Annotated in this window: 15 protein-coding genes; 10 read left to right on the top strand and 5 right to left on the bottom strand. The window is 72.7% G+C overall.

Features of this window, described 5'->3' with window-relative positions; translation table 11 throughout:
- Positions 1–2: 2 nt before the first annotated feature.
- Positions 3–938: a Ppx/GppA family phosphatase gene (locus ACFYP3_RS05025; RefSeq protein ID WP_388826833.1), complete on the bottom strand. Its 936-nt coding sequence runs from the start codon at positions 936–938 to the stop codon at positions 3–5.
- Positions 939–1,001: 63 nt separating this feature from the next.
- Between ACFYP3_RS05025 and ACFYP3_RS05020 the strand changes: the two genes are divergently transcribed.
- Positions 1,002–1,844 (top strand): hypothetical protein, encoded by an 843-nt coding sequence (locus tag ACFYP3_RS05020; protein WP_388826830.1) that lies wholly within the window; start codon positions 1,002–1,004, stop codon positions 1,842–1,844.
- A 63-nt stretch (positions 1,845–1,907) separates the two neighbouring features.
- Here the strand turns inward: ACFYP3_RS05020 and ACFYP3_RS05015 are convergent, their stop codons facing one another.
- A complete protein-coding gene (locus tag ACFYP3_RS05015; protein WP_388826828.1) occupies positions 1,908–3,692 on the bottom strand; it encodes a hypothetical protein in 1,785 nt (594 codons plus the stop codon).
- Between the two features lie 171 nt (positions 3,693–3,863).
- Here ACFYP3_RS05015 and radA point away from each other — a divergent pair, with 171 nt between their 5' ends.
- Positions 3,864–5,276, top strand: coding sequence for a DNA repair protein RadA (gene radA / locus ACFYP3_RS05010; RefSeq protein WP_388826825.1), 1,413 nt, complete (start codon positions 3,864–3,866; stop codon positions 5,274–5,276).
- Positions 5,277–5,449: 173 nt separating this feature from the next.
- Positions 5,450–6,574 carry a DNA integrity scanning diadenylate cyclase DisA gene (gene disA, locus ACFYP3_RS05005; protein ID WP_150258629.1) on the top strand — a complete coding sequence of 375 codons (1,125 nt, stop codon included), beginning with the start codon at positions 5,450–5,452 and terminating at the stop codon, positions 6,572–6,574.
- Between the two features lie 24 nt (positions 6,575–6,598).
- Here the strand turns inward: disA and ACFYP3_RS05000 are convergent, their stop codons facing one another.
- Positions 6,599–7,402 carry a hypothetical protein gene (locus ACFYP3_RS05000; RefSeq protein ID WP_388826821.1) on the bottom strand — a complete coding sequence of 268 codons (804 nt, stop codon included), beginning with the start codon at positions 7,400–7,402 and terminating at the stop codon, positions 6,599–6,601.
- Positions 7,403–7,562: 160 nt separating this feature from the next.
- On the opposite strand from ACFYP3_RS05000, the gene ACFYP3_RS04995 reads away from it, so the two are divergent.
- From ACFYP3_RS04995 to ACFYP3_RS04965, 7 genes are all read left to right on the top strand, one after another.
- Positions 7,563–8,201 carry a phosphatase PAP2 family protein gene (locus ACFYP3_RS04995; protein ID WP_388826818.1) on the top strand — a complete coding sequence of 213 codons (639 nt, stop codon included), beginning with the start codon at positions 7,563–7,565 and terminating at the stop codon, positions 8,199–8,201.
- The gene (locus ACFYP3_RS04990; RefSeq protein ID WP_388826815.1) at positions 8,198–9,115 is read left to right on the top strand and encodes an A/G-specific adenine glycosylase; all 918 of its coding nucleotides are present in this window, start codon (positions 8,198–8,200) and stop codon (positions 9,113–9,115) included. Before ACFYP3_RS04995 ends, ACFYP3_RS04990 begins: the two co-directional genes overlap by 4 nt.
- A 306-nt stretch (positions 9,116–9,421) precedes the next feature.
- Positions 9,422–9,982 (top strand): SigE family RNA polymerase sigma factor, encoded by a 561-nt coding sequence (locus ACFYP3_RS04985; protein ID WP_319727094.1) that lies wholly within the window; start codon positions 9,422–9,424, stop codon positions 9,980–9,982.
- A gap of 38 nt (positions 9,983–10,020) precedes the next feature.
- Complete coding sequence (locus ACFYP3_RS04980) at positions 10,021–10,665, top strand: hypothetical protein (RefSeq protein WP_388826905.1); 645 nt, start codon at positions 10,021–10,023, stop codon at positions 10,663–10,665.
- Between the two features lie 29 nt (positions 10,666–10,694).
- Complete coding sequence (cseB, locus tag ACFYP3_RS04975) at positions 10,695–11,408, top strand: two-component system response regulator CseB (RefSeq protein WP_388826812.1); 714 nt, start codon at positions 10,695–10,697, stop codon at positions 11,406–11,408.
- Positions 11,405–12,721 (top strand): two-component system sensor histidine kinase CseC, encoded by a 1,317-nt coding sequence (gene cseC / locus ACFYP3_RS04970; protein ID WP_388826809.1) that lies wholly within the window; start codon positions 11,405–11,407, stop codon positions 12,719–12,721. Before cseB ends, cseC begins: the two co-directional genes overlap by 4 nt.
- A 126-nt stretch (positions 12,722–12,847) precedes the next feature.
- Entirely contained in the window at positions 12,848–14,029 is a 1,182-nt protein-coding gene (locus ACFYP3_RS04965; protein WP_388826806.1) for a LamG-like jellyroll fold domain-containing protein, read from the top strand.
- 58 nt (positions 14,030–14,087) lie between these two features.
- On the opposite strand, the gene ACFYP3_RS04960 is transcribed toward ACFYP3_RS04965, so the two are convergent.
- Together ACFYP3_RS04960 and ACFYP3_RS04955 are read right to left on the bottom strand one after the other, a co-directional pair.
- Positions 14,088–14,741: a M23 family metallopeptidase gene (locus ACFYP3_RS04960; RefSeq protein ID WP_388826803.1), complete on the bottom strand. Its 654-nt coding sequence runs from the start codon at positions 14,739–14,741 to the stop codon at positions 14,088–14,090.
- 443 nt (positions 14,742–15,184) lie between these two features.
- Positions 15,185–17,710, bottom strand: a complete 2,526-nt coding sequence (locus ACFYP3_RS04955; protein WP_388826800.1) for an ATP-dependent Clp protease ATP-binding subunit — start codon at positions 17,708–17,710, stop codon at positions 15,185–15,187.
- Positions 17,711–17,815: the final 105 nt, after the last annotated feature.

Genomic DNA, 17,815 nt, shown 5'->3' with positions numbered 1-17,815 from the left:
TCCTACGATCCCGTCGGCATGTGGTCCAGCCTGCGCAGGATCACGCCCTCGCGCAGGGCCCACGGGCAGATCTCCAGATCGTCCACGCCGAAGAGGTCCATCGTGGCCTCGGCCACCAGCGCGCCCGCCAGGAGCTGGTTCGAACGGCCCTCCGAAACACCGGGGAGGGCGGCGCGCTGGGCCGTGGTCATCGCCGCAAGGCGGGGCACCCACTCCTCCAGGGACTTGCGGCTCAGGTCCCGCTGCACGTACAGGCCCTCCGCCGAGCGGGCCGCGCCCGCGATGCGCGCCAGCTGCTTGAAGGTCTTCGAGGTCGCCACCACGTGGTCCGGGGCGCCGAAGCGACGGAACTCGCCGACGGTGCGGGCGATCTCCGCCCGCACGTGGCGCCGCAGCGCCCGGACGTCCAGCGCGTCCGGCGGGTCGCCCGGGAGCCAGCCCGAGGTGAGGCGGCCGGCGCCCAGCGGCAGCGAGACGGCCGCGTCCGGGTCCTCGTCGATGCCGTACGCGATCTCCAGCGACCCGCCGCCGATGTCCAGGACGAGCAGCTTCCCGGCGGACCAGCCGAACCACCGGCGGGCCGCGAGGAACGTCAGCCGGGCCTCGTCCTCACCGCTCAGCACCGGCAGGTCCACGCCCGTGTCGGCCTTGATCCGCGCGAGGACCTCGTCCGCGTTCGTGGCCTCCCGTACGGCACTGGTCGCGAAGGGGAGGACGTCCTCGCACCCCTTGTCCTCGGCGGCCTGGACCGCGTCGGAGATCACCGAGACGAGGCGTTCCACGCCGTCGGGGGTGACGGCGCCGTGCTTGTCGAGGAGCTGCGCCAGCCGCATTTCCACCTTGTGCGAGTGCGCCGGCTGCGGGCGCGCGCCGGGGTGCGCGTCCACCACCAGCAGATGGACCGTATTCGAACCCACATCAAGGACACCGAGTCTCATAGGGGGAAACGCTACTGCGAGGAACGCTCGGGGGTTGTGGAAGGGGCGCTTAGGCTTGGGTTTGTGCCAAATACGAAGAAGGCCAACAAGACCCGCTCCCCGAAGGACACGGGCAAGGACACCGCCAAGGCGGGGAGCGGCAAGGGCAAGCGCCCCGTCGTCTCCGACGAGAAGGGCCTCGACTTCCCCCGGGCCTGGGTGGAGTTCCCCGACCCCGCCGACGACGAGCAGGTCTTCCGCTGCGACCTGACGTGGCTGACCTCCCGCTGGACCTGCATCTTCGGCAGCGGCTGCCAGGGCATCCAGGCGGGCCGGGCGGACGACGGCTGCTGCACGCTCGGCGCGCACTTCTCCGACGAGGACGACGAGAAGCGGGTCGCGCAGCACGTGGCCCGGCTGACGCCCGAGCTGTGGCAGTTCCACGACGTCGGCAGTGAGAGCGGCTGGACGCAGGCCGACGACGACGGGGAGAAGCAGACCCGCCGCTGGGAGGGCGCGTGCATCTTCCTGAACCGGCCGGGGTTCCCCGCGGGCGCCGGCTGCTCGCTGCACATCCTGGCGTTGAAGAGCGGCCAGGAACCGTTGGAGACCAAGCCCGACGTCTGCTGGCAGCTGCCGATCCGCCGGACGTACGACTGGATCGAACGGCCCGACGACACCCGCGTGCTCCAGGTGTCGATCGGTGAGTACGACCGCCGGGGCTGGGGTCCCGGCGGCCACGACCTGCACTGGTGGTGTACGTCGGCCACCTCCGCGCACGGCGCCGGGGACCCGGTGTACGTGTCGTACCACGCCGAGCTGACGGAGCTGATGGGCAAGGAGGGGTACGAGGCGCTCGTGAAGCTGTGCGAGGCGCGGCTGGCCTCCCTGCTGCCGATGGCCCCGCACCCGGCGGACCCGGTCTGACCCGGCGGGCCGCTCGGGCCGCTCGGCCGCTCGGTCCCGCTGCGGCGGGGCGGCCGGGTCGGCCTAGCCCGGCGCGCCCGACGGGCCCGGGTCCGGGCCCGGGGAAACCGTTCCGCCTGAGCCGTCCGACGGCGTCGGGGTCGGCGTGGGCGTCGGGGACGGCGGCGGGATCGTCGGCTCCGTGGGCGTCGGGGTCGGCGTGGGCGGCTGCGTCGGGTCCGGGGTCGGCGACGGGGGCGGGGGCTGCGTCGGGTCCGGTGTGGGCGCCGCGGTCGCCGCGGGGCGGCCGCGGCCCTGGATGGAGACCACCGCCCCGCTCGGATCGACCCCGACCCGGGCGCTCCAGGCGCCCACGGGCTGGGCCTCGGGGTCCACGGCGATCCGTAGGGTGACCGATTCTCCGGGGGCCAGCGTGCCCGCGGTGCGGCTCGCGCGCAGCCACGGTGCGTCGGACCAGAGCCGCCAGTCCACGGGGGCGCCGCCGGAGGCGGTGAGGGTGAGCAACGTGAGGGAGCCGCGCGAGGACGCGGCGACGGAGAGGCGGCCGGCGTGGGCTCCGGCCGGCGGCCCGGTGCTGATCACCTCGACGGAGACGTCGGAGTCGTCGCTGCTCTGGGCGAAGCCGGGGCCGCCGGTGGTGCTGGCGGCGTTGCCGGTGTTCTCGTACGCCGTCAGCGGGCGGCCGTCGGTCCGTGCCGTCGGGAGTTCGGACTCGCTGGCGGAGATGCGGGTGGAGTCGCCGCCGACGGGCTCGCCCGTGCTGGGGGCGCCGCGGTACGCCGCCCACAGCGCCAGCACCGGGGCGGCGACGACGGTGGCGACGACGGTCGTGGTCACCGCCCGGGCGCGCAGCCGGTCGCGGCGGGCCGCGCGGTCCCTGGGGTCCATCGGGAAGCCGGCGCGGTCGAAGCGCGGGCCGGGCCCGCGGCCGCGGGCCCGGCCGGAGCGGAGCATCGCCGCGTGGACGGCGGTGCGGGGGGCGGGTACGAGCGGGAGGGCGGGGGTGTTGATGCCGCCGGAGCCGGGCCAGGGGGCGGCGACGCCCACGCGTTCGGCGACGCGGCGGCACCGGGGGCAGTCGTCGACGTGGCGGACGAGTTCGGCGCGCAGGGTGCTGGACAGCAGCACGTTGCCGTCGCCCTCGCCGTCGCCGTCGTCGCCCGTGAGCAGGGAGACGGCGGAGCAGTTGCCGGTCTCCACGACGGCGAGGGCGGCGCGGGTGCGCTCCACCTCGCAGGCGGCGCCGGACAGGAGCTCGCGGGCGGTGGCCGGGGGCGTGCCGAGGACGGCGGCGAGCTCGGGGACGCCGAGCCGGTGGCGGACGGCGAGTTCGAGGGCCTCGCGCTGCGCAGGCGTGGTGCCGGCGGCCTCGGGCCAGGCGAGCCGGGCCAGTTCGGTACGGCGGTGGGCGTCCACGTCAACGGGCCGGTGGGCGTGCGGGGCGCGTCCGGAGTCCGCGGCGGTCCCCGGTTCCGTGTCACCACCCGGCGCACGGTCGCGCTCGATGTGCTCCGGCGCACGCCGGGCGGAATGCGCTCCCTGGCGGGTGCGCCGTTGCTCTGCCAGCCGGCGCAGACAGCCCCAGCGGGCGAGCGCGTAGAGCCAGGCCCGCCGGTCCCCCTCGTCGGGGCAGCGGCCGGGGTGCCGCTCGGCCACGGCGAGGACGTCGCCCAGCACGTCGGTGGCGGTGTCGTGGTCGCACAGGACCGACAGGCAGTACGTGAACAGACCGTCCAGGTAAGGCTCGTGCCGGAAGGGGGGCGGCTGCTCCCCCTCGCTGTGCGTGCGCCCGTGCGCCCGGTGTGCGCCGGTGCGCGCTGAGGGGTGTGCCTGGTTGCTGCTGTTCACCTGGCGACCGTAGGCGGCACGCCGGTGGCGCCCTGGAAGCCTTCCCCACTTTTAGCCCTTATGGGTGAACAGATCGGTGGTCCGCTGACGCGGCCCCTGACGTGGGAGGGGTCCGGCGGCCGGGGAGCCCTTCCCACCGCGTTGTCGGTGCGGGCGGCTACCGTGAGCGGCATGGCTGCCCGCACCGCTCGTTCATCCGCCAAGGACCGGCCGTCCTACCGCTGTACCGACTGCGGCTGGACGACCGCGAAATGGCTCGGGCGGTGTCCCGAGTGCCAGGCCTGGGGCACCGTCGAGGAGATGGGCGCGCCCGCCGTGCGGACCACCGCCGCCGGCCGCGTCTCCACCGCCGCCCTGCCGATCGGCCAGGTCGACGGCCGGACGGCCACCGCCCGCAGCACCGGCGTGGACGAGCTGGACCGCGTCCTCGGCGGCGGGCTCGTGCCCGGCGCCGTCGTCCTGCTCGCGGGCGAGCCCGGCGTCGGGAAGTCGACGCTGCTCCTGGACGTCGCCGCGAAGGCGGCGAGCGACGAGCACCGCACGCTGTACGTGACGGGCGAGGAGTCGGCGAGCCAGGTGCGGCTGCGCGCCGACCGCATCAACGCCCTCAGCGACCACCTCTACCTGGCCGCCGAGACGGACCTGTCCGCCGTGCTCGGGCACCTCGACGCGGTGAAGCCCTCCCTGCTGATCCTGGACTCCGTACAGACCGTCGCCTCCCCCGAGATCGACGGCGCGCCCGGCGGCATGGCCCAGGTGCGCGAGGTGGCCGGGGCGCTGATCCGGGCCTCCAAGGAACGCGGGATGTCCACCCTCCTCGTCGGCCACGTCACCAAGGACGGGGCCATCGCCGGCCCCCGGCTGCTGGAGCACCTCGTCGACGTCGTGCTGAGCTTCGAGGGCGACCGGCACGCGCGGCTGCGGCTGGTGCGCGGCATCAAGAACCGGTACGGCGCCACCGACGAGGTCGGCTGCTTCGAACTGCACGACGAGGGGATCACCGGGCTCGCCGACCCGAGCGGGCTGTTCCTGACCCGCCGCGCCGAGGCCGTTCCCGGGACGTGTCTGACGGTGACCCTGGAGGGCAAGCGCCCGCTGGTCGCCGAGGTGCAGGCGCTGACCGTGGACTCGCAGATCCCCTCCCCCCGGCGCACGACCTCGGGCCTGGAGACCTCGCGCGTCTCGATGATGCTGGCGGTGCTGGAGCAGCGCGGCCGGATCACGGCGCTCGGCAAGCGCGACATCTACAGCGCGACCGTGGGCGGCGTGAAGCTGACCGAACCGGCCGCCGACCTGGCCATCGCACTCGCGCTGGCCTCCGCCGCCAGCGACGTACCACTGCCGAAGAACCTGGTGGCGATCGGCGAGGTCGGTCTGGCCGGCGAGGTGCGGCGGGTGACCGGGGTGCAGCGGCGCCTCGCCGAGGCGCACCGGCTCGGCTTCACGCACGCGCTGGTCCCGGCGGATCCGGGGAAGGTCCCGGCCGGGATGAAGGTGATCGAGGTGGCCGACATGGGCGACGCGCTCCGGGTGCTGCCGCGCGGGCGCTCCCGTACGCCGGCCAAGGAGCGGGCCGCCGACTGACGGGGCAGCGGCCCTGGTCAGGGGGTCCGTACGGGGCCCCCGACAGCCGTACCTGGCCAAGCCACGGCGGGGCCGCAGCGCGCGCCGGTAGACTTTGGGCTGGTCCGCCCGGCCGTACGCACGTCCTCGTGCCCGCGGCGCGGGGCGGCGCAACCCGCGACCGGAGGAGTGCAGTGGCAGCCAAGGACGGGGCAGCAGCATCCGGCAAGTCGGGCGCGAGCTCCAAGCAGGAGGCCATGATGCGCGCCTCGCTGAGCGCGGTCGCACCTGGTCAGCCGCTGCGTGACGGCTTGGAACGGATCGTCCGCGGCAACACCGGCGGGCTCATCGTCCTCGGCATGGACAAGTCCGTCGAGGCCATGTGCACCGGTGGTTTCGTCCTCGACGTGGAGTTCACCGCGACCCGGCTGCGGGAGCTGTGCAAGCTCGACGGCGCGCTCATCCTCGACAAGGACATCACCAAGATCCTGCGGGCCGGTGTGCAGCTGGTGCCGGACGCGTCGATCCCGACCGAGGAGACCGGCACGCGCCACCGCACGGCCGACCGCGTCTCCAAGCAGTGCGGCTTCCCTGTGGTCTCCGTCTCCCAGTCGATGCGGCTGATCGCGCTGTACGTGGACGGCGAGCGGCGGGTCCTGGAGGAGTCCGGGGCGATCCTGTCGCGGGCGAACCAGGCGCTGGCCACGCTGGAGCGGTACAAGCTGCGCCTGGACGAGGTCGCGGGCACGCTGTCGGCGCTGGAGATCGAGGACCTGGTCACCGTCCGCGACGTGACGGCCGTCGCGCAGCGGCTGGAAATGGTCCGCCGGATCGCGACCGAGATCGCCGAGTACGTGGTCGAACTGGGCACGGACGGGCGACTGCTGTCACTGCAGCTGGACGAGCTGACGGTGGGCATCGAGCAGGAGCGGGAGCTGGTCATCCGGGACTACGTGCCGGAGCCGACGGCGAAGCGTTCCCGCACGGTGGACGAGGCGCTGGCGGAACTGGACGCGCTGACCCACCCGGAGCTGCTGGAACTGGCGATCGTGGCGAGGGCGCTGGGGTACACCGGCTCGCCCGAGACCCTGGACTCGGCGGTGTCGCCCCGCGGGTACCGGCTGCTGGCGAAGGTGCCGAGGCTGCCGGGCGCGATCATCGAGCGGCTCGTGGAGCACTTCGGCGGCCTGCAGAAGCTGCTCGCCGCGAGCGTCGACGACCTGCAGACGGTGGACGGCGTCGGCGAGGCGCGTGCGCGCAGCGTCCGCGAGGGCCTCTCCCGCCTGGCGGAATCCTCGATCCTCGAACGCTACGTCTGAGCGTCCGCGGCGGCGCCGCGGACGCTAGTCCTGCTTCAGCACGAACGAGGTCCGGGCCACCGGCATGCCGGGGGACTTGACCTCGACCACGTACGTGTCGGGAGCCGCGGACCCGGCCGGAGGCGCCTGGCACTGGTCGGCCGCGCTGAACCTGCGGTCCCATTCCAGCGACTGCTTCGTCTCCCCCTGCGCCGGCAGGCGGAAGAAGGCGTTGCCCGCGCCCGCCGGGCAGTCCGCCGAGGACCACACCGCCTTGCTGCTGCTCGCCTGAAGGATGGTCAGGACCGCCTGCCGCGGGCCGAGGTCGACCTTGCAGGTGGTGCCGGAGGTGTTGCGGGCGACCAGTTCGAGCTTGGGCTTCTCGTTCGCCTCGTACTCGTTCTTCACGCTCTTGACCTCCCACTGCAGCGCGCCCGGCGCGCACGTGGGAAGCGGGGAGTCCGCCGGGACCTGCGCCGGGCCGGCCGCCGCGCCGCCACCGCCCGAGCCGGACCCGCCGCTCGCGGCCGTGCCGCTGCCCGGCTCTCCGTTCTTGCCCGCGCCGCCCGTTCCCCCGCCTTCGGAGCCGGTGGTTCCACCGCCCGACTCGTTGCGCCCGCCGGGGGCCGCGCTGATCGCGGGGCCCGTACCGGCCGGGCCGGGGGTGATCGAGGCGACCGGGTCCGGGCCGTCCTGGCCCTTTCCGTTCGTACTCGTCTTCCCCCCGCCGGAACTGACGGTCCATACGGCGAGGAGCGCGAGGAGCGCGACGACGGACGCCAGCACAGCCCTCCGTCGCCAGTAGATGGAGGAGGGGAGCGGCCCGACCGGATTGCGCAGAGATCCCACGGACGGAACTTTACGAGAGTTCGCGGCCCGATCAGTGCCCCACATGCCGCGCAGCAGGCTCGATTTGCCGATGATCATCCTGCGGGAGTACGCGGAACCGCCGAGAACCAGCCAGAGGCCTGATGTGAGGATTAGGCCGCTTTGACTACCTTCGGTAGCCATGGACAGCCCAGGCCTCTACCTCGACATCACCGCGTTCGCCCGTTCCGCGCCCGGCTGGGTGCAGTCCGTGTGCGAGGCCTGGACGCTCTACGGGCTCCTGCTCTTCGGTGGGATCTTCGCCGCCGTCTGGTGGCGCTCGCGCACCCGCGGCCCCCGGCAGGTCGCACTCGCCGTGCTCGCCCCGCCGGCCACCGCCGTCGCCTACGCCGCCTCGGAGCTGCTGAAGTCGGCCGTGGGCGAGGAGCGGCCCTGCCGCGCGGTCGCCGGGGCCGCCGCCCCGCTGGTCGCGTGCCCGGCGCCGGGCGACTGGTCGTTCCCCAGCAATCACGCGGCCCTCGCGGGAGCCGCCGCCGTCGCCCTGGCCCTGGCCGCACGCCGGCTCGCGCTGACGACCGTGCCGCTCGCGCTGCTGATGGCCTTCTCCCGGGTCTTCGTCGGCGTGCACTACCCGCACGACGTGGCGGTCGGCCTGCTGCTGGGCGGTGCGGTCGCCGCCCTCGTCGTCCTCGCGCTCACCGCTCCGGTCAGTGCGGGCGTCTCCGCCGTCCGGGCGAGCGGGAGCCGCGCGGCCGTCCGGTTCACCGGGCCTGGCCCGGCGGGGCGGGCCCGAAACGTGTCAGGATGCCGTACGTCATGACTGCATCCCCCGTTTCCGCCACGGCCACGTCCACCGACTCCTCCCACGCGCTGCACTCCCCCGTCATCGCGTGGTTCGACGAGCACGCCCGCGATCTGCCCTGGCGCCGCCCCGAGGCCGGCCCCTGGGGGGTCATGGTCAGCGAGTTCATGCTCCAGCAGACCCCGGTCAGCCGGGTGCTCCCGGTCTACGAGCAGTGGCTCGCCCGGTGGCCCCGCCCCGCCGACCTGGCCGCCGAGGCCCCCGGCGAGGCCGTCCGGGCCTGGGGCCGCCTCGGCTACCCGCGCCGCGCCCTGCGGCTGCACGGTGCGGCCGTCGCCATAACGGAGCGGCACGGGGGCGACGTACCGCGGGAGCACGCGCAGCTGCTCTCGCTGCCCGGGATCGGCGAGTACACGGCCGCCGCCGTGGCCTCCTTCGCGTACGGGCAGCGGCACGCCGTCCTCGACACGAACGTCCGGCGGGTCCTCGCGCGCACCGCCACCGGGGTCGAGTACCCGCCGAACGCCACCACCGCGGCCGAGCGGCGCCTGGCCCGCGCCCTGCTGCCCGAGGACGAGGCGACGGCGGCGCGCTGGGCGGCGGCCTCGATGGAGCTCGGCGCGCTGGTGTGCACCGCGAAGAACCCCGACTGCGCGCGCTGTCCGGTGGCCGGGCTGTGCGCGTGGCGCCTCGCCGGGAAGCCGGCGCACGAGGGGCCGCCGCGGCGCGGACAGACGTACGCCGGGACCGACCGGCAGGTGCGCGGCAAGCTCCTCGCGGTGCTCCGGGAGGCGGTGGGCGCCGTCCCGCAGGCCGTGCTCGACACGGTGTGGGACGAGCCGGTGCAGCGGGCCCGGGCACTGGACGGGCTGGTCTCCGACGGACTGGTGGAACCCCTCGACGGGGGCATGTACCGGCTCCCGCAGACCTGAGCGCGACCCTCGCCGGGCGGTCCGGACTCGGGTCGGACGCGGGCCGAACGCAGGCCCGGGTGACCTGCGGATGGCCGCCCGGCGAGCGCTCGGCGACGGCTCCGCGACCACCTGTGGTCGACCTTGAAACAGAGTCGACAATTCCGCTTCTCGCCGGGAAACCGCAGCTCACGGCACTGTTACACAACCTATGGGTGTCCGTGCGCCCACCGAAGGCTGGCCCGCACAGGCCCGTGACAAGCCCTCCGTACCTTCTGATCCGTAAGGCAGCGGATGAGCGGTGGACGGCAGCGGAGGCGGTCTCAGATGGCGCACGGTGAGGTACTCGAGTTCGAAGAGTACGTACGCACCCGGCAGGACGCGCTGCTGCGCAGTGCCCGGCGCCTGGTCCCGGACCCCACCGACGCCCAGGACCTCCTGCAGACCGCGCTCGTGCGCACGTACGGCCGCTGGGACGGCATCGCCGACAAGTCCCTGGCCGACGCCTACCTCCGGCGCGTCATGATCAACACCCGTACCGAGTGGTGGCGCGCCCGCAAACTCGAAGAGGTCCCCACCGAGCAGCTCCCCGACGCCTCGGTCGAGGACGGCTCCGACCAGCGTGCCGACCGCGCCCTGCTGATGGACATCCTCAAGGTGCTCGCGCCCAAGCAGCGCAGCGTGGTCGTGCTGCGACACTGGGAGCAGATGAGCACCGAGGAGACCGCCGCGGCGCTCGGAATGTCTGCGGGTACCGTGAAGAGCACTCTGCACCGCGCGCTCGCCCGCCTCCGGCAGGAGCTGGAGAGCCGGGACCTCGACATGCGGGCGCTGGAGCGCGGTGACCACACCATGCGGTACGAGGGGCGTGAGCGGTGCGCGGCCTGAACGGCCAAGTCCTGACCGGCGGGAGATCGCTGGTACTCGTGTCGGCGGGGGCTGTCGTCCTCGTCGGCACCGCCGTGTTCGCGGTCGGCTGCGCGACCGGCGGCACCGGCCTGCGCGACGGCGGCCCCGCCCGCTCCGACCCGGTCGCGAAGGCCAGCCCGGTCGGCCCGTCCACCCTCGTCGACCCCTCCTCGGGCGCGGCCTCCGCGTCCGCCCGGCCCTTCAAGAAGGTCGACCCCGTCGCGCTGCTCAAGGCGGACCCGAAGGTCAGCGCCGAGATCAAGAGGGACCTCAAGCCCTGCACGGGCAAGGAGTACCCGGTGGACGTGAGCTACGGGAAGGTCACCGGCAGCCCCGTCGTCGACATCGTCGTCAACGTCCTGTCCTGCGCGGACGCCCTGGGCCGCGGCACGTACGTGTACCGGGCGGACGGCGGCTCGTACGAGAATGTGTTCTCGGACGAACAGCCACCCGTCTACGCGGAGATCGACCGGGGCGACCTGGTGGTCACGAAGCAGGTCTACGGAAAGAGCGACCCGCTCTCGTATCCGTCGGGCGAGGACGTGATCACGTACCGCTGGAACGGGGAGACGTTCACCGAGCACGACCGAGTGCACTCGGAGTACAGCAACGTGATCGACGGCGGTGTCCAGCCCGCCCCGGCCACGAGTCAGAAGAACTGAGCACAGAAGAACCGAGGCGAGGCTTCCGCATGGCCGAGACCCATGTCCTGTTCGTGGAGGACGACGACGTCATCCGTGAGGCCACGACCCTGGCGCTGGAACGCGACGGGTTCATGGTCACCGCCATGCCCGACGGCCTGTCCGGCCTGGAGTCCTTCCGCGCCGACCGCCCGGACATCGCGCTGCTCGACGTGATGGTCCCCGGCATGGACGGCGTGAGCCTGTGCCGCCGCATCCGCGACGAGTCCACCGTCCCCGTGATCATGCTGTCGGCGCGCGCCGACTCCATCGACGTGGTGCTGGGCCTGGAGGCGGGCGCCGACGACTACGTCACCAAGCCCTTCGACGGCTCCGTGCTCGTGGCCCGGATCCGGGCCGTGCTGCGCCGCTTCGACCACTCCGGCGGACCGCAGAACGGCGGACCGGGCTCCTCCCACGAGGCCTCGGACCCGGAGCGCGGCGTGCTCTCCTTCGGCGACCTGGAGGTGGACACCGAGGGCATGGAGGTCCGCCGGGCGGGCGCCGCCGTGGCGCTGACGCCCACCGAGATGCGGCTGCTGCTGGAGTTCTCCTCGGCGCCCGGCACCGTACTGTCGCGCGACCGCCTGCTGGAACGGGTGTGGGACTACGACTGGGGCGGCGACACCCGCGTCGTCGACGTCCACGTACAGCGGCTGCGCACCAAGATCGGCCAGGACCGGATCGAGACGGTCCGGGGCTTCGGATACAAGCTCAAGGCATGAGACGGTTCACCCTCCGTACGGGGATCCGCTGGAAGATCACGCTCGCCATCGCCGCCGTGGGCGCCCTCGTCACGATCGCCCTGAGCCTGGTCGTGCACAGCGCTGCCCGCGTGTCGATGCTGGAGAGCGCGCGCGAGGTGCAGCTGGACCGCGTGCAGTTCATCTCCCGCAACGCCGACGCCGGCCGCAAGCCCCCGATGGGCGCCAAGCTCAACGACCCCGACCTCCCCGCCGAGCTGCGGCACAAGGCGCAGTCGGGCCGGCGCGGGACCTACATCCAGGAGCGTCCGCACGGACTGCCCGAGGTGTGGGCCGCCGTGCCGCTCGACAACGGGCAGGTGCTGTCGCTGCACACGCAGTTCCGGGAGAGCGCCAACCTGATCCCCGACCTGGACCGGGCCCTGGTCGTCGGCGGTCTCGCCGCCGTGATCGGCGGATCGGCGCTCGGCGTGCTCATCGGCGGGCAGATCTCGCGCAGGCTGCGCAAGGCCGCGGCCGCCGCGCAGCGGGTGGCGCACGGTGATCCCGACGTACGGGTGCGGGACGCGGTCGGCGGCGTCGTCCGCGACGAGACGGACGACCTGGCGCGGGCCGTGGACGCCATGGCCGACGCCCTACAGCAGCGGCTGGAGGCCGAGCGGCGGGTGACGGCGGACATCGCGCACGAGCTGCGGACGCCGGTGACCGGCCTGCTCACGGCTGCGGAACTGCTGCCTCCGGGGCGGCCCACCGAGCTGGTCCGGGACCGGGCGCAGGCGCTGCGCGCGCTGGTCGAGGACGTGCTGGAGGTGGCCCGGCTGGACAGCGCCTCGGAGCGGGCGGAGCTGCAGGACGTGGCGCTGGGCGAGTTCGTGAGCCGGCGGGTGACCGCGCTGATGCCGGAGGCGACCGTACGGGTCGTCGCGGACGAGATCGTCAGCACCGACCCGCGCCGGCTGGAGCGGATCCTGGGGAACCTGCTGGCCAACGCGGCGCGCTACGGGCAGCCGCCGATCCAGGTCGACGTCGAGGGGCGGGTCGTCCGGGTGCGGGACCACGGGCCGGGGTTCCCCGACGCCCTGCTGCGCGAGGGGCCGAGCCGGTTCCGGACCGGGTCGACGGACCGCGCGGGCGTGGGGCACGGCCTGGGCCTGACCATCGCGGAGGGCCAGGCGCGGGTGCTGGGCGCCCGGCTGACCTTCCGCAACGTCGCGGCGCCGGGCGGCTTCGACCGCGAGGGCACGGCGGCGGGCGCGGTGGCGGTGCTGTGGCTGCCGGAGCACGCCCCGACGGCGACGGGCAGCTTCCCGGTGATCAAGCTGTCGCAGGGCTGACGGCCGCGGCACCGGTGCCGGCGCGGCGGACCGGCGACGGCCAGGCAGCGGGCCACGGGCGCCCGGCGGCGGCCGGATCGGTACCGGGCGGTACGGCGCGGGGAGTCGTGTTTTAGCATCCCTGGCATGACCGACGCCGTGAATCCCCCGAGCAACCCGCAGCCCGAGCCCGCCCCCGGGAGCGGCGGATACGGGTTCCCGCCGGGTCCGCCCGCGCAGGGCGGCGGCTACGGCTTCCCGCCCGGCCCGCCCCGGCAGGGCGGCGACCAGGGCGGCTACGGGTACCCGGCCGGCGGCGAGGGGTACGGCTACGGCTACCCGCAGCAGGGGCAGCAGCCGAACCCGTACCAGCAGCAGGACGCCGGAGCCGGCTGGGCGCCCACCCCGCCCGCCCAGCCGCTGATGTCCTCGTCGCAGCCCGACTGGGAGGCCATGGCCGACCGGTCCGCCGCCGAGCGGCGCAGGAAGCGGCTGTGGATGCTGGGCGGCGGGGTGACCGTACTGGCGCTGCTGGCCGGTGGCGGAACGTTCTTCCTGCTCGGTGACAACGGCGACGGGCCGGGCGGGGCCGATGCCCAGCCCTCCACCTCCGCCTCGCCGGAGCCCGCCGACTCGAAGTCCCCCGCGGGCTACACCGCGACCGTCGAGGGCGACGCGACCCTGCTGCGCGACAGCTACGGCAAGACCGGCATCCGGCTCGGCCCCGACTTCCAGGTCGGCCCGCTGGGCAAGCGGTTCCAGATCGTCGGGAAGGGCAACGCGAACTCGTACGCCCAGTCCGCCGAGCCCGTCGTGGACGTGACCAAGAGCTTCACCGTCACGGCCCGCGTCTACAGCTCCGGCGCCAAGGGTTCGCGGATCGCGATCAGCCAGGGCGACGGGGAGTCGTTCTCCTTCGAGCTGGGCGTGAACGAGGTCGCCGGCAAGCAGGCCTGGATCTTCCGCGTGCAGACCGGCGACAAGGGCGCCGCGGCGACGACGAGGACGGTCACCGCCGAGGGGCCCACCGTGCTCAAGACGCCCACGATGCTGATGGCCACCTACGACGCCGAGAAGAAGACCATCGCGCTCTACGTCGAGGGCAAGAAGGCAGGCGAGACCACCCAGGTCCCGCCGATCTGGCAGGCCCCCGGCCCGCTCCAGCTGGGCCGCTCCAAGCACCACAACATCTGGACCGGCGCCTGGCAGGGCGCCCTGCACAACATCAAGTTCTACGAGACGGCCTTCACCCCGGAGCAGGCCGCCGCGTACAAGGAGGGCAAGCTCGGTCCGGAAACGAAGCCGGCCCACGCCTGGCTGCTCACCTGAGCAGCCGGCCGGGCCGGGTCGTGGGGGCGGTCACGGGGACCGCGGGGTCGGACGTCGGTCAGACGCTGACGCCGACGGTGCGCAGGAAGGCCACCGGGTTGACGGCCGAGCCGTAGTTCGGCGTGGTGCGGATCTCGAAGTGCAGGTGCGGGCCGCTGGAGTTGCCGGTGTTGCCCGACAGCGCGATGCGCTGGGAGGCGGCGACCTTCTGGCCGATCTTGACCTGGATCTTGGAGAGGTGCGCGTACTGCGAGTACGTGTTGTTCGCGTGCTTGATCACGATGGCGTTGCCGTACGCGGGACCGTCGCCGCCGCCGTTCGGGCCGGCCTTGACGACGACGCCGGCGGCCGCGGCCTTGACCGAGGTGCCGACCGGGACGGCGAAGTCCTGGCCGGAGTGCTTGTGCGACCACATGCTGCCGCCCTTGCCGAAGGTCGCGGACAGCGTGTACTTCTCCAGCGGCTTGTCCCACAGACCGGCCTTCGAGGCGCTCTTCGCGACGGGCTTCGCCTCGGCCTTGGCGGCGGCGGCCGCGGCGCCGGCCTGGGCGGAGGCCTGCTGGGCGACCAGCTCGGCGGTACCGGCGAGGGACGTCTGCGCGGTGTCGGCGAACGCGGCGGTCGTCCCGGCCCCCAGGGCCAGCACCGCACCGAGAGCGGTGGTGCTGACGGCGATACGGGTACGACGGGTGCTGACGCGCTTCGCGGACATGTGCAGACCTCCGGGGCCGGGGACAAGGGCGGTTCACGCCCGTCACGGGCATGAAGTGACCCGGCACGTGGGAACGTGTGCCGGGTTGGCTCACCTTTGGTAACCCGCGAGGCGGGACTTCCCCAAATGTCCCGATTACTACCGGGGCTCGTAGCCGAGGGGGTGTGACGCGTCCGGTTGACGGCTCCCGTGCTGGGACGAAGGTCCCCTCCAAGGGCCCTTTGGATCTACGAATCCGCCTAGTACGTCCGTTTTGTTCTGTGCGGCTTGTCACCGGCCGGGGGACCTTCGACCCACCCGCCCGGGACCATCGGCCCGGTGGACGCCCACCGGCCCGCCAGGGCGCCCACACGCCCCCCTCGGGCCGTGGGGGCCCGCCCGCGGCAAAAGGGGCGGCCCCGGGACTTCTCAGTCCCGGGGCCGCCCCTCGTGCTCGGTCGCGCCTACGCGCCCTTCGACAGGTCCGGGCCGGAGCCCGTGGCCTCGATCGGGGGGAGGTCCGGCAGAGCCGTCTTCTCCTCGCCGCGGAAGGTGAACTTGGCTTCCTCGCCCTCACCCTCCTTGCCGACGACCACGATGTGACCGGGACGCAGCTCGCCGAAGAGGATCTTCTCCGACAGGACGTCCTCGATCTCGCGCTGGATGGTCCGGCGCAGCGGCCGGGCACCCAGGATCGGGTCGTAGCCGCGCTTGGCGAGCAGGAGCTTCGCGTCGCCGCTCAGCTCGATGCCCATGTCGCGGTCCTTCAGGCGCTCGTCGACCTTCGCGATCATCAGGTCGACGATCTGGATGATGTCTTCCTCGGTGAGCTGGTGGAAGACCACGGTGTCGTCGACACGGTTGAGGAACTCGGGCCGGAAGTGCTGCTTGAGCTCTTCGTTGACCTTCGCCTTCATCCGCTCGTAGCCGGTCTTCGTGTCACCCTGCGCCGCGAAGCCCAGGTTGAAGCCCTTCGAGATGTCCCGGGTACCCAGGTTGGTCGTCATGATGATGACCGTGTTCTTGAAGTCCACGACCCGGCCCTGGGAGTCGGTCAGACGACCGTCCTCCAGGATCTGGAGAAGGGAATTGAAGATATCCGGGTGGGCCTTCTCGACCTCGTCGAAGAGGACGACGGAGAACGGCTTCCGGCGCACCTTCTCGGTGAGCTGGCCGCCCTCTTCGTAGCCCACGTAGCCGGGGGGCGAACCGAAGAGACGGGAAACCGTGTGCTTCTCGCTGAACTCCGACATGTCGAGGGAGATCAGCGCGTCCTCGTCACCGAAGAGGAATTCGGCGAGCGTCTTCGAGAGCTCGGTCTTACCGACACCGGACGGGCCGGCGAAGATGAACGAGCCACCCGGGCGCTTCGGGTCCTTCAGACCCGCACGGGTACGGCGGATCGCCTGGGAGAGCGCCTTGATGGCGTCCTTCTGGCCGATGACCCGACGGTGGAGCTCGTCTTCCATGCGGAGCAGTCGCGAGGACTCCTCCTCGGTGAGCTTGAAGACGGGAATGCCGGTCGCGGTCGCGAGGACTTCGGCGATGAGCTCGCCGTCGACCTCGGCGACGACGTCCATGTCGCCGGCCTTCCATTCCTTCTCGCGCTTGGTCTTCGCCGCCAGCAGCTGCTTCTCCTTGTCCCGCAGGGACGCTGCCTTCTCGAAGTCCTGGGAGTCGATGGCCGACTCCTTGTCGCGGCGCACGGCCGCGATCTTCTCGTCGAACTCGCGGAGGTCCGGCGGCGCGGTCATCCGGCGGATGCGCATCCGGGAGCCGGCCTCGTCGATCAGGTCGATCGCCTTGTCCGGCAGGAAGCGGTCCGAGATGTACCGGTCCGCCAGCGTCGCCGCCTGGACGAGGGCCTCGTCCGTGATGGAGACGCGGTGGTGGGCCTCGTAGCGGTCGCGCAGGCCCTTGAGGATCTCGATCGTGTGGGGGAGGGAAGGCTCCGCCACCTGGATCGGCTGAAAGCGGCGCTCGAGGGCCGCGTCCTTCTCGAGGTGCTTGCGGTACTCGTCCAGCGTCGTGGCACCGATGGTCTGGAGCTCACCACGGGCCAGCATGGGCTTGAGGATGCTGGCGGCGTCGATCGCGCCCTCGGCGGCGCCCGCACCCACGAGGGTGTGGAGCTCGTCGATGAACAGGATGATGTCGCCGCGGGTGCGGATCTCCTTGAGCACCTTCTTCAGGCGCTCCTCGAAGTCACCGCGGTAGCGGGAACCGGCGACCAGGGCGCCGAGGTCAAGCGTGTAGAGGTGCTTGTCCTTGAGGGTCTCGGGAACCTCGCCCTTGACGATCGCCTGCGCCAGGCCCTCGACGACGGCGGTCTTGCCGACGCCGGGCTCGCCGATGAGGACCGGGTTGTTCTTCGTACGGCGGGACAGCACCTGCATGACCCGCTCGATCTCCTTCTCGCGCCCGATGACCGGGTCGAGCTTGGATTCGCGGGCCGCCTGGGTGAGGTTGCGGCCGAACTGGTCCAGGACGAGCGAGGTCGAGGGCGTGCCCTCGGCCGGGCCGCCGGCCGTGGCCGACTCCTTGCCCCCGCCGGTGTAGCCGGAGAGCAGCTGGATGACCTGCTGCCGGACTCGGTTGAGATCGGCGCCCAGCTTCACGAGGACCTGGGCGGCGACGCCCTCGCCCTCGCGGATCAGGCCGAGCAGGATGTGCTCGGTGCCGATGTAGTTGTGGCCGAGCTGGAGGGCCTCTCGGAGCGAAAGCTCCAGGACCTTCTTCGCCCGCGGGGTGAAGGGGATGTGGCCGGACGGGGCCTGCTGCCCCTGACCGATGATCTCCTCAACCTGCTGGCGAACAGCCTCGAGCGAAATCCCGAGGCTCTCCAGGGCCTTAGCGGCGACACCCTCACCCTCGTGGATCAAGCCCAGGAGGATGTGCTCGGTGCCGATGTAGTTGTGGTTGAGCATCCGGGCTTCTTCCTGAGCCAGGACGACAACCCGCCGCGCGCGGTCGGTGAACCTCTCGAACATCGTTTATCGCTCCTCAGAGCGGTCGGGCAGTTCGGGGTCGGTCCCCGCCCTGTCCTTCCGCATGCTAGTCCCGCGGGGCGGGACAGCTCATTCCAACTGCCGACA

The sequence above is a fragment of the Streptomyces sp. NPDC005533 genome (assembly GCF_042871845.1).
In the GTDB taxonomy this organism is placed as follows: Bacteria; Actinomycetota; Actinomycetes; order Streptomycetales; family Streptomycetaceae; genus Streptomyces.
Note: the sequence above shows the minus strand (reverse complement) of the source record. Positions and strands in the feature narration are given on the sequence as shown.